We start from the raw sequence: 11,080 nt of genomic DNA, 5'->3' as shown, positions 1-11,080 counted from the left end.
GGCCGGACGGTGGAAAGTCATGGGGCCGGGGTGGGGGTGACGGATTTCCGAGGCCCCGGGCTTCGGGCACCTCGCCGGTGCCTAGGCTTCCTCGGGGCGCTCGCCGCGCGGCAGGAAGCCGTACTTCTCCAGCTTGTAGTACAGCGCGGAGGTCTTGATGCCCAGCAGCCGGGCGGTCTCCGTCTTCACGCCGCCGGCCTTCTCGTAGGCGCGGGCGATGAGCTGGCGCTCCAGGTCCTCCAGGATGTCCGGCAGCGGGCGGTCGCCCTGGGGCACCGGCAGCCCCGCGTCCATGCGCGGCGTCTGGCCCGCCAGGTGCGAGGGCAGGTCCTGCGGGGTGAGCGTCTCGCCCTCGGCGAAGACGAGCGCCTGCTCCATCACGTTCTCCAGCTCGCGCACGTTGCCGGGCCACGCATGGCGGGTGAGCGCGTGCAGCGTCGCGTCGTCGATGCCGGTGACGCGGCGGTTGACCCGGGGCGCGTGCTTGGCGACGAAGTGGCGCGCGAGCGCGGCCAGGTCCTCGGGGCGCTCGCGCAGGGGCGGCAGGGTGAGCGGGACGATGTGCAGGCGGTAGTAGAGGTCCTCGCGGAAGCGGCCCGCCTTCACCTCCGCCTGGAGGTCGCGGTGCGTGGCGCTCACCACGCGCACGTCCACCTTGAGCGTCTCCTCGCCGCCCACGCGCTGCAGCTCCTTCTCTTGCAGCACGCGCAAGAGCTTCGTCTGCACGGAGGCGGGAATCTCACCAATCTCGTCCAGGAAGAGGGTGCCGCCGTCGGCCAGCTCGAAGCGGCCCAGCTTGCGCTTCACGGCGCCGGTGAAGGCGCCGCGCTCGTGGCCGAACAGCTCGCTCTCCAGCAGCGTCTCCGCCAGGGCCGCGCAGTGCACGACGACGAAGGGGCCGTCCTTGCGCGGGGAGCGCTGGTGGATCATCCGGGCGACCAGCTCCTTGCCGGTGCCGCTCTCGCCGCGCACGAGCACGGTGGCGTCGCTCGCCGCCACCTTGCGCACCTGGGTGAGCAGCTTCTGCATGGGCTCGCTGTCGCCCACGATGTCCCGGTGGGTGAGGGCGGCGTCGGCGTCATGCGCGTCCGTGCGGGCGGTGAGGCGCTCCACCTGGCGGCGCGTGGCGGACAGCTCCAGGCCCTTGTCCACCTTGGCGCGCAGCACCTCTGGCGGGAAGGGCTTGGTGATGAAGTCGTAGGCGCCCTCCTGCATGGCCTGCACGGCGGTCTCGATGGTGCCGAACGCCGTCACCACCATGACAACCGCGCCCGGGTCCGCCTGCTTGAGGGCGCGCGTCACGGCGATGCCGTCCATGCCGTCCATCTTCAAATCCGTGACGACCAGGTCGAAGGGGCCCTTCTTGTAGGCCGCGAGCCCGTCCGCCCCGCTCTTCACCGCGGACACGGTGTGGCCAGAGCGGGTGAGGGTGACGGTCATGCCCTCGCGGAGGGTGTCGTGGTCGTCGATGACGAGGATGCGGGCCATGCGCCTGCTCGGGAAGGAAGGTGGGGTGTCGCCGGAGGGCTCCGGCGGAATGCACACGCCAGGCCACCCTACACCGGACCGGCCGGGGCGCACCCCGGGCCACCCGTGAAAGGGCTGGCGTCCCGGGCGCGGCGGGTGTCTATCCCGGCGCATGGCCTCTGTTTCCACATCCCTCGCTGACCTGCTCGCGCGCCACGTCCCGACGGACGACAAGGAGCGCGAGGACCTGTCGCGCATGCGTCACTTCGCGACGTCGCTGAAGGAGCCCTTCTCCCGCTCGCAGGAGGAGGCGCACTTCACTGGCAGCGCGGTGGTGGTGGACGCGGTGAAGGGGCGGGTGGCGATGCTGCACCACGCGAAGCTGAAGCGCTGGTTGCAGCCGGGCGGCCACGCGGAAGGCGGAGACGGAGGCGACATGGAGGCCACCGCGCTGCGCGAGGCGCGTGAGGAGACCGGCTGCCGCGTGCACCTGCACCCCACGGCGCCGCGCCCGCTGGACGTGGACGTGCACGTCATCCCCGCGCGCAAGGACGAGCCCGAGCACTGTCATCTGGACGTGCGCTACCTGGTGGTGGCGGAGGACCCCGAGGCGCTCGCGCATGATCCGGCGGAGTCGTTCGGCATCCAGTGGCTGGATTGGGACGAAGCCCTGTCGCGTGCGGATGAAGCGCCGCTGCGCCGCATGCTGCTCAAGGCGCGCGAGGCATTGCGCGCGGGTGGGGCGGCGTAGGGCGTGTCAGGAGTGCGCTCGCGCATCCCCGGTATTGGGAGGGCAGGGCAGCGTCAGCGTGAAGACGGTGTCGCCCGGTGTGGAGCGCAGGGACAGCTCGCCGCCGTGGGCCCGGACAATCTTTCGTGCGAGCGGCAGGCCCAGGCCGGTGCCCTGCTCGCGGGTGGTGAAGAAGGGCTCGAAGATGCGCTCGCGCTCCGCTTCGGGCACGCCCGGGCCTGAGTCCTGGACGTCGATGGCGTAGCGGCCGTCGCGCAGCTCGCCGCGGACCCGCACGCGGCTGCCGGCGGGCGCGGCCTGCACGGCGTTCTTCACCAGGTTCACGAGCGCGGCGGTCAGCAGGCTGCCATCCGCCTCCAGGTGCGCGGGCGCGGCGGCCATGTCCAGGGACACGCCCTTGCCTTCAGCCTCCGCTGAGAGCAGCTCGCACGCGTTGGAGACGAGGTCGGGTGCTTCCATGGGGGCGCGCGCCAGCGGCTGTTCGCGGGCGAAGGCGAGGAAGTCCTCGACGATGCGCTGGAGATAGGCGACCTCGCGCTGGATGCGGTCCACGTGGCTGTTCGCGTCCGCGTGGGAGCCCGCGCGCAGGTCCTCCTGCAGGAGTCCGGAGAAGAGCGCGATGCCGCCCAGGGGATTGCGCACCTCGTGGGCCACGCCCGCGAGCATGAGCTTGAGCTGCCGGTCGCGGCTCTCCAGCGCGCCGCGCATGACCTCCAGCTCGCGCGCGAGCACGCCGATTTCTCGGGTGGGCTCCGGAGGCACGGGCGTGGCCAGGTCGCCCCGGCCGATTCTCAGCGCGGAGTCCATCAACCGCCGCAGCGGGCGGGCCAGCCCCTGGGCGGTGATGACGGCGATGAGGGCGAGCGCGACGAGCGCCACGGCGCTGGCCATGACGAAGGTGCGCCACAGCCGCCGCAGGGGCCCGAAGAAGGCCGCGCTGCCCTCCACGCCGATGGCGCCCACCACCTGCCCGTCCTGGACCACGGGCGCGTAGCCCGTCTTGTAGAGCAGCCCGTCGGAGCCGGTGAAGAGCACCTGGCTGGCGGCGCGCTTGCCGGCGAGGACGCGAGTCAGCTCCAGCCGGTCGCGAGCGAGGTCCGGGACCTCGGTGCCCACGGGAAGGTTGCCGCCCACGTCCGCGCGCACGCGGCCCCGCGCGTCCACGGCGTACACGCGGCGAACGCCGCTGGCGGTGCGCACGCCGTCCAGCAGGCGCACGAGGTTGCGCCACGTGCGGGTGCCGGACACGTCGTCACCGGGCTCGATGGTGAGCATGCGTTCGCCGCTGACCTGGCTGGCGGTGGCGGCGGCGAGCGCGGACAGGCTCGCGCCCAGTTCGTCCTCCAGGCTCGCGCGGGCGAGCGCGTACACGGAAGCGCCCGCGACCAGGAGGAAGAGCAGGGTGGGCACGAGGAACGCCAGCAGCAGCCGCGCGGACAGCGAGCCCAGCGCGTCCCGCAAGCGGGAGGAATGGGGGCGATGCGTCATCCGGGCGGTGTTCCTCGCACCCCCGCATCAAACGGCATGCCCCGGTCCCTGGCCAGTCCTCGTTCCGCGTTCCGGAGCGGTGGGACGCGAAGGGAATACCCCGGAGGAGTGATGGCGATGGCCGCCGGGGTGGGGGCTTGATGAGACGCGCTTGAGGACGTGGGGCGCACGCTTCGGAACCGGCTTCTGGCGCGTGTTGTCTGCGTCTCCGCGGGCGTCACGCGCGTCAGGAAGTCGTTCACAAAACACGTCAGTCCCGGCTGGTAGATGTGAGTGATTGGGGGCGCGGCATGCGATGGCTGGGAAGCTTCAGCGTGGGTTTGATGCTGGTCCTGGCGCTCACGGCCTGCGGCACGACGGGCTCGCGGACCCTGCCGGTGGGGATGCACGGCTACGGGCGCTATCACAGCGCTTCACCGGTTGCGTTCGCGAGGGACACCGCCTGGAAGAACGCGGGTTCGGGCGGCACCGTGGGAGGAGAGGAGTTGGGCCGCTATCTCGCGTTCATCCGCGAGAAGCGAGCCGCCTTGAAGCAGCCCGCCGTGATGGAGGTGGAGCGTCAGACAGGCCATGCCGCGCTCAACGACCTGCTGCTCTGGGCTTCCGCGCGGACGGAGGAGGAGCTCGCGAAGGACGCGCCGCTGGAGGTGTACCTGCGGCTGAAGGCCAAGCACGCGCAGGCCCTGCTCGAGGACGGCAAGCGTTTGGCCCGGGCGGAGGCGAAGCTGGAGGAGTTCCACGGTTGGGCGGAGGCGCGCCGTCAGGTCCTGGCGGACGCGCACTTCCGCCGGCTCGGGAGCGATGGGCTGCTCACCGAAAGCGCGCTCTACGAGGAGACGCAGCTGGCGCTGCTGGATGCGGTGCTGGACTGGGCCTACGCGCACACGGAGGACCCGGACTTCCCGCGCAAGAGTCCCAGTGAGGTGGCGCTCTATCTGCTGGCGCGCGAAAGCCTGCTGGCGTCGGCGGTGGAGGCCGGCCGCTTCGCGCCCCCGACGTGGGAGCCGGCCCGCGAACCCCCGGGCATTCCGCCGGAAGAACTGGTGCTGGAGATCGCCCTGGGCCTGCTGCCCGTCACCGGTGAGGTGGGGGACGTGGGCGGCGCGGTGCTGGGGCAGAGTCTCCTGGGCCATCCGCTGTCGGATGGTGAGCGGCTGTTGTGCGCGGTGAGCGTGGCGCTGCCGGTGGTGTCGGGACGGCTCCTGTCGGAGGGAGCGCAGGGAGCGGAGCGCGTCGCGCTGCTCACGGGCCGAAGCCTGCGCGAGGTGCAGGTGTTGCAGCGGGTGGTGCAGCACCTGTCGCCGCAGGAGGCCCAGCAGCTTCGCCAGGTGCTGCGAGCGGCGGGGCGCGGTGAGTCCGTGTCCGTGGAGGACGTGGAGCGGCTGCGAGCGCTCGCCAAGCGGCTGGAGGCGCCGCTCGCGGAAGCGGGCCGGGTGCTGGCCCAGGGCAAGCGCGTGGCCCTGGTGGGCTCACGGGCGACGGCGGAGGGCGCGAGGCTGGTGCCGGGCAGCGCGGAGCATCTGGCGCAGGCGTGGGTGGACTACCAGTTCCGGCATCCGGACAAGTACCGGACCTTCAAGTACGCCGTGGATCCGGAGTGGGAGCGGCTCTACCAGACGGTCATCAAGAACAAGGGCGCGGGCAGTGCGTTCGAACAGTCCGTGCTCCAGAGCCGGAAGCTCCCGAAGAACTCAAGCCTCCTGATGCCGCCACCCGGCAGCAAGGCCGAGGGCTTCGTCCCGGATGCCGTGACGGGGCTCAAAGGGGACCTGGTCTGGGGCAGTCCCTACGATTTCGTGGAGGTGAAGGGCCGCGCGGAGATGGCGCTCACAGGCAACGTGAAGGCCATGCTTGACTACGTCCAAATGTATGGTGGCTCCGTCGAACTCTGGATCCGTTCCGCGAAGCATCCTGAGGGGGCAACACGACTCACGCGCCCGCTGCGCGAGCGGATCAATAACCTCAGGCAGTCTGGCCGTGCCAACGTCCAGTCCTTCCCTTGAAGACATCTCATGTCACTGCGCTCTTTGAAGACACGGTTTTCCCTGCCTCCCGGGGTGCCCGCGACGAGCACCATCCGCGAACTGGTGCATCGATTCTTCTCAGGGTTCCCCTGGTTCCAGCCCGTGCGCTACGGGGGGTTCAACATGACGGAGCGATGGGTGCCCGGCGCGTTCAATCCGGATGCCGTTGCGGCCTATTACGATGAGTTCAAGGACTTCACCGTTGGTGCCAAGACGGATCGGGACTTTCTCCAGATCACCCCGGAACGACATGGAGAGCACCCCTTCGCTGGGGGCTTCATCTGGATGACGTCCATCGTGGAAGCCCGGAAGGCCCGCTGGCGCGAAGCCCACCTGCGTCAGGTCGTTGAAATCATGCACCTGCTGGGCTCTCCCCTTGCCCAGTCCGGACTCGATGATGACTTCGAGCGCAAGAATTGGCGCTGGGTGCCCAATGAAGACGGCTTCGGCTCCAGACTGGACTTCAACCTGCGCGACTACAGCGAAGGGCTCGACGGCCTCTACTGGCGCAACATCTTCGGCGCCCCCTTCGTGGACCTCTTCGGCCCGCGCCTGGACGCCATCCCCGCGTCCCAGCGCCAGTCACTCGACGGCGGCTTCGTCCTGGTCCAGCCCTACGAACTCCCCACCCAGGCCATGACCCCGGAGGGCGACGCCGCGGAGGCCCAGCTCATCGCCACGCTGGGCCGCGAGGCCTTCTTCGACCTGCCCACGCTCACGAAGCCCACGCGCGTGCCGGACGTGTCCTCGCTCCGGCCCGCGTCCTGACGGTCCACCGTCAGTCGAACATCGCGGACAGCGCTTCGCTCAAGGTCTCCACGCCCACCACCTGGAGCTTCGTCTTCTCCACGCGCCGCGCGCTGCCGGCCGGCAGCACCACCCGCTGGAAGCCCATCTTCGCGGCCTCCGCGAGCCTCGGCTCCACCTGGCCCACCGCGCGCACCTCGCCCGCGAGCCCCACCTCCCCCAGCACCAGCGTCTTCGGGTCCAACGGCCGGTTCTGCAGGCTGCTCACCAGCGCCGCGCACACCGCCAGGTCGCACGCCGGTTCGCTCAACTGCATGCCGCCCGCCACGTTGACGAACAGGTCGCAGCCCACCAGCGGAATCTCCTCCTTCTTTTCCAACACCGCCGCCAAGAGCGCCACGCGGTTGCCGTCCACGCCAATCGCCGTGCGCCGCGCGGTGCCGTAGCCCGTGGGCGCCACCAGCGCCTGCACCTCCACCAGCAGCGGACGGGTGCCGTTGAGCGTGCTCGTCACCACGCTGCCGGACTTGCCCTGCGGCCTTTCGGAGAGGAACAGCGCGGACGGATCCGCCACCTCCATCAGCCCCGCGCCCTTCATCTCGAAGACGCCAATCTCGTTGGTGCTGCCGAAGCGGTTCTTGTGCGCTCGCAGCAGCCGGAACGGGTGGCCCCGCTCGCCCTCGAAGTAGAGGACCGTGTCCACCATGTGCTCCAGCACCCGGGGACCCGCGATGGAGCCCTCCTTCGTCACGTGCCCCACCAGGAACGTGGGCACCCCACTGCGCTTGGCGAACGCCATCAGCCGGCCCGCCACCTCGCGCACCTGGGTGATGCTGCCCGGCGCGTTGCCCAGCTCCGGCAGGTACATGGTCTGGATGGAGTCCACCACCAGCGCCTGCGGCTTCATCGCCTCCGCCGCCTGGAGCACCCGGTCCGCGTCCGTCTCCGCGAACAGGTGGATGGCCTCGCTCTCCACCCGCAGGCGCTCCGCGCGCATCTTCGTCTGCCGGAGGCTCTCTTCACCCGACACGTAGAGCACCGGCCCGTGCCGCGCCAGCTTGTCCAGCGCCGCCAGCAGCAGCGTGGACTTGCCGATGCCCGGGTCTCCGCCCAGCAGCACCAGCGAACCGCCCACCACGCCGCCGCCCAGGACGCGGTCGAACTCCGCGATGCCCGTGCGCCGGCGCACCTCCGACTCCCCCGTCACGTCCTGCAGCTTCACCGGCCGTGAAGCCCCGCCCGACGCGCCCCAGGCCGGGCGCTTGTCGTCGACCTTCGCTTCGGTCTCCTCCAGGAGCGAGCTCCAGGCCCCGCAGTCCGGACACTTCCCGAGCCACTTCGCCGTCTGGTAGCCGCAGGCCTGACAGGTGTAGTGCGTCTTCGCCTTCGCCATGGGTTGAGGTGTCTACCCCAGACCCCTGACGTTTCCCCGGCCGAAGACGGGCCACGGCAGGAGAGCAGGCAAGCGAGATGTCGTGGATCAGGTAGCGGGTTGCCCCACAGGGGGGGGCAACCCACTTTCTGGACCACGGGCGACGCGAAACAGCGCGCCCCCCACACAGGGAGAGTGCCATGGGGATTATCGCGTTTCTGGTGATTGGTCTGGTCGCGGGTCTGATCGCTCGAGCCATCATGCCGGGCAACCAGTCGATGGGGCTCATCGCCACCACGTTGCTGGGCATCGCTGGCTCGTTCGTGGGCGGTTTCGTCGGTTCGCTGTTCTCCAGTGACGGCCGGGTCTTCGACCTGCACCCCACGGGCCTGCTGTTCTCCGTCCTGGGCGCGCTCGCCGTGCTGTTCCTCGTGGGGCTCGCCGGCCGCGGCCGTCGCGTCCACGTCTAGCTCGCAGGGCTCCTCGACCGATGAGGCGGGAGACAGTCAGGGACGTCCGTCATGTACGGACGTCCCTTCTGTTTTTGCGGGCCTCTCATGCGGGCTTCGGGGCGGGCTCCCCCAGAGGGGGAAAGGGCACTCGTCAACCCCCTGTCGCTAGAGCGTTGACAATGGCCTCCGGGCCACGCACCGTCGGCCTCCTGATGTCTCCCCAAGGAGCCCGCATGTCCGACACCGCCGAGTCCTTCCACGGCCACGCCCACCACGCCGCCCCCACCCCGGAAGGGGTGATGGTGCGTCACGACTGGTCGCTCGCGGAGGTGAAGGCGCTGTACCAGTTGCCGCTCTTGGATCTGGTGCACAAGGCGCAGACGGTGCACCGGCAGGTCTTCGTGGAGAACAAAGTGCAGCTCTGTTCGCTGCTCTCCATCAAGACGGGCGGGTGTCCGGAGGACTGCGCGTACTGCCCGCAGGCGGCGCGCTACAAGACGGGCGTCAAGGCGGAGAAGCTGATGGCGGTGCCAGAGGTGCTGGCCGCCGCGTCCCAGGCCCGGAAGGCCGGCGCCACCCGCTTCTGCATGGGCGCCGCGTGGCGTGAGGTGAAGGACGGCCCGCAGTTCGACAGCGTGCTGGAGATGGTGAAGGGCGTCCGGGCCCTGGGCATGGAGGCGTGCGCCACGCTGGGCATGCTCTCCGACAGCCAGGCGAAGCGCCTGCGCGAGGCGGGCCTGTCCGCGTACAACCACAACCTGGACACGTCCCCGGAGCACTACGGCGACATCATCTCCACCCGCACCTACGACGACCGGATGAAGACGCTCAACCGGGTGCGCGACGCGGGCATCTCCGTGTGCTGCGGCGGCATCATCGGCATGGGCGAGTCCGTGGACGACCGCTGCAACCTGCTGCGCACGCTGGCCAACCAGGAGGTGCACCCGGAGTCGGTGCCCATCAACGCGCTCGTGCCCGTGGAGGGGACGCCGCTCGCGGATCAGCACCGCGTGGAGACGGTGGACATGGTGCGCACCATCGCCACCGCGCGCCTGCTCATGCCCCAGGCCATGGTGCGCCTGTCCGCGGGCCGCATGCAGATGAACGAGGAGGCGCAGCTGCTCTGCATGCTGGCGGGCGCCAACTCGCTCTTCTTCGGGGAGAAGCTGCTCACCACCGGCAACCCCGAGTACACCCAGGACATGGCGCTGCTGGAGAAGGCGGGCATCCGCCCCCTGGAGCCCCGGCAGGACCGGTGAAGTCCGTCACGCAGGTCGCGGACGGCTGGGCGCGCGAGGACCTGGAGGCCCTGTCCGCGAAGGGCCTTCGCCGCGCGCTGGAGCCGCTCGACTCCCCCCAGGGCGCGGAGGTGCGCGTGGGGGACGAGCGGCTGGTCAACTTCTCCTCCAATGACTACCTGGGCCTCGCGGCGTCGCCCGCCGTGCGCGCCGCGGCCGCGTCCGCGCTGGAGCGCTACGGCGTGGGCACCGGCGCCAGCCGCCTGGTGGTGGGGGACATGGTGCCGCACCAGCGGCTGGAGGCGCGCCTAGCCCGCTTCGAGCGCGCGGAGGCCGTGCGCCTCTTCAACTCCGGCTACGCGGCCAACACCGGCATCCTGCCCGCGCTGGTGGGCCCGGGCGACGCGGTGTTCTCCGACGCCCTCAACCACGCCTCGCTGGTGGACGGCTGCCGGCTGTCGCGCGCGCGCGTCGTCGTCTATCCGCACGCGGACGTGGCCGCGCTCACCCGCGCGCTCGCGGAGACGCCCGGGCGGCGCAAGCTGGTCGTCACCGACAGCGTCTTCTCCATGGATGGGGACGTGGCCCCGCTGCGCGAGCTGGTGGCCGCGTGCGAGGCCCACGGCGCCGCGCTGATGGTGGACGAGGCGCACGCCACCGGCGTCCTGGGCGCTCGCGGCGCGGGGCTGTGCGAGGCGCTGGGCGTGGAGGGCCGGGTGGACCTGCGCATGGGCACGCTGAGCAAGGCGCTGGGCGGGATGGGGGCCTATGTCGCCACCTCGCGCGCGGTGGCGGACCTGCTGGTGAGCCGCGCGCGGCCGTTCGTCTATTCCACCGCGCTGCCCGCCGCCCTGTGCGCCGCGGCCGAGTGCGCGGTGGACCTGGTGGAGCACGACCCCGCCCCGCGCGAGCGGCTGTGGGGCCACATCCACCGCTTCACCGGCGGGCTGCGCGCGCTGGGCCTGCCCGCCGAACCCCGGAGCGCCATCTTCCCGGTCATCCTGGGCGAGCCCGCGCGTGCGCTGGACGCGGCGAAGCGGCTGCGCGAGGCGGGCCTGCTGGTGAAGGCCATCCGTCCGCCCACCGTGCCGGAGGGCACCAGCCGGTTGCGCTTCTGTCTCTCCGCGGCCCACACGACGGGCCATATCGACCTGGCGCTGGAGGCCCTGCGCCGGGTGGGAGTCTCCCGTGGCCCCTGACGCACTCCAATTCTTCGTCACCGGCACGGACACCGGCGTGGGCAAGACGCAGGTGTCGTGCGCGCTGCTGTCGCTCCTCAAGGACGCGGGCTACCAGCCCCAGGGCTTCAAGCCCTACGAGAGCGGCTGCGCGTCCCTGAAGGCCCCGGCGGACGCGCTGGCGATGCGCGAAGCAGCGGGCAGCACGCTGTCCGTGGACGCCGTGTGTCCACACCGCTTCAAGGCACCGTTGGCGCCGGGCATCGCGGCGGCGCGGCTGGGCAAGGAACCGGACTTCGGCGTGACGCGCGCGGCGTGGAAGCGGCTGAAGGGCGGGACGGTGGTGGTGGGGGGCGGTCTCTT

At 71.0% G+C, this 11,080-nt stretch carries 10 protein-coding genes; 7 read left to right on the top strand and 3 right to left on the bottom strand.

What is annotated here, in order from left to right; all coding sequences use genetic code 11:
• Nucleotides 1-81: 81 nt before the first annotated feature.
• On the bottom strand, nt 82-1,488 hold the full coding sequence (locus tag D7X32_RS40020; protein WP_120607774.1) for a sigma-54-dependent transcriptional regulator: 1,407 nt from the start codon (nt 1,486-1,488) through the stop codon (nt 82-84).
• Nucleotides 1,489-1,639: 151 nt separating this feature from the next.
• Here D7X32_RS40020 and D7X32_RS40015 point away from each other — a divergent pair, with 151 nt between their 5' ends.
• A complete protein-coding gene (locus tag D7X32_RS40015) occupies nt 1,640-2,218 on the top strand; it encodes an NUDIX hydrolase (protein WP_120607773.1) in 579 nt (192 codons plus the stop codon).
• A 6-nt stretch (nt 2,219-2,224) separates the two neighbouring features.
• On the opposite strand, the gene D7X32_RS40010 is transcribed toward D7X32_RS40015, so the two are convergent.
• Entirely contained in the window at nt 2,225-3,706 is a 1,482-nt protein-coding gene (locus tag D7X32_RS40010) for a sensor histidine kinase (RefSeq protein ID WP_120607772.1), read from the bottom strand.
• A 290-nt stretch (nt 3,707-3,996) separates the two neighbouring features.
• Between D7X32_RS40010 and D7X32_RS46385 the strand changes: the two genes are divergently transcribed.
• Nucleotides 3,997-5,709, top strand: coding sequence for a hypothetical protein (locus tag D7X32_RS46385; RefSeq protein ID WP_158625847.1), 1,713 nt, complete (start codon nt 3,997-3,999; stop codon nt 5,707-5,709).
• A 9-nt stretch (nt 5,710-5,718) separates the two neighbouring features.
• Nucleotides 5,719-6,498, top strand: a complete 780-nt coding sequence (locus D7X32_RS40000; protein ID WP_147450461.1) for a hypothetical protein — start codon at nt 5,719-5,721, stop codon at nt 6,496-6,498.
• 10 nt (nt 6,499-6,508) lie between these two features.
• Here D7X32_RS40000 and radA read toward each other — a convergent pair whose 3' ends face one another.
• On the bottom strand, nt 6,509-7,870 hold the full coding sequence (gene radA / locus D7X32_RS39995; RefSeq protein WP_120607770.1) for a DNA repair protein RadA: 1,362 nt from the start codon (nt 7,868-7,870) through the stop codon (nt 6,509-6,511).
• Nucleotides 7,871-8,049: 179 nt separating this feature from the next.
• On the opposite strand from radA, the gene D7X32_RS39990 reads away from it, so the two are divergent.
• The 4 genes from D7X32_RS39990 to bioD form a co-directional block, all read left to right on the top strand.
• On the top strand, nt 8,050-8,319 hold the full coding sequence (locus D7X32_RS39990) for a GlsB/YeaQ/YmgE family stress response membrane protein (RefSeq protein WP_120542652.1): 270 nt from the start codon (nt 8,050-8,052) through the stop codon (nt 8,317-8,319).
• Between the two features lie 215 nt (nt 8,320-8,534).
• Nucleotides 8,535-9,560 (top strand): biotin synthase BioB, encoded by a 1,026-nt coding sequence (gene bioB / locus D7X32_RS39985; RefSeq protein ID WP_120607769.1) that lies wholly within the window; start codon nt 8,535-8,537, stop codon nt 9,558-9,560.
• Nucleotides 9,557-10,738 carry an 8-amino-7-oxononanoate synthase gene (bioF, locus tag D7X32_RS39980; RefSeq protein ID WP_120607768.1) on the top strand — a complete coding sequence of 394 codons (1,182 nt, stop codon included), beginning with the start codon at nt 9,557-9,559 and terminating at the stop codon, nt 10,736-10,738. Before bioB ends, bioF begins: the two co-directional genes overlap by 4 nt.
• Nucleotides 10,728-11,080: ATP-dependent dethiobiotin synthetase BioD (gene bioD / locus D7X32_RS39975; protein ID WP_147450460.1), on the top strand; the 353-nt coding region annotated here is incomplete at its 3' end. The genes bioF and bioD, both read left to right, overlap by 11 nt.

This window comes from Corallococcus carmarthensis (genome assembly GCF_003611695.1).
Taxonomy (GTDB): Bacteria; Myxococcota; Myxococcia; order Myxococcales; family Myxococcaceae; genus Corallococcus; species Corallococcus carmarthensis.
The sequence above is the reverse complement of the archived record's forward strand: the minus strand, read 5'-3'. Positions and strand labels throughout refer to the sequence as shown.

Excerpts from the sequence above, each read along its gene's own strand:
- D7X32_RS40020 (WP_120607774.1), bottom strand. The coding sequence starts at position 1,488 with ATGGCCCGCATCCTCGTCATCGACGACCACGACACCCTCCGCGAGGGC.
- D7X32_RS40015 (WP_120607773.1), top strand. The coding sequence starts at position 1,640 with ATGGCCTCTGTTTCCACATCCCTCGCTGACCTGCTCGCGCGCCACGTC.
- D7X32_RS40010 (WP_120607772.1), bottom strand. The coding sequence starts at position 3,706 with ATGACGCATCGCCCCCATTCCTCCCGCTTGCGGGACGCGCTGGGCTCG.
- D7X32_RS46385 (WP_158625847.1), top strand. The coding sequence starts at position 3,997 with ATGCGATGGCTGGGAAGCTTCAGCGTGGGTTTGATGCTGGTCCTGGCG.
- D7X32_RS40000 (WP_147450461.1), top strand. The coding sequence starts at position 5,719 with ATGTCACTGCGCTCTTTGAAGACACGGTTTTCCCTGCCTCCCGGGGTG.
- radA (WP_120607770.1), bottom strand. The coding sequence starts at position 7,870 with ATGGCGAAGGCGAAGACGCACTACACCTGTCAGGCCTGCGGCTACCAG.
- D7X32_RS39990 (WP_120542652.1), top strand. The coding sequence starts at position 8,050 with ATGGGGATTATCGCGTTTCTGGTGATTGGTCTGGTCGCGGGTCTGATC.
- bioB (WP_120607769.1), top strand. The coding sequence starts at position 8,535 with ATGTCCGACACCGCCGAGTCCTTCCACGGCCACGCCCACCACGCCGCC.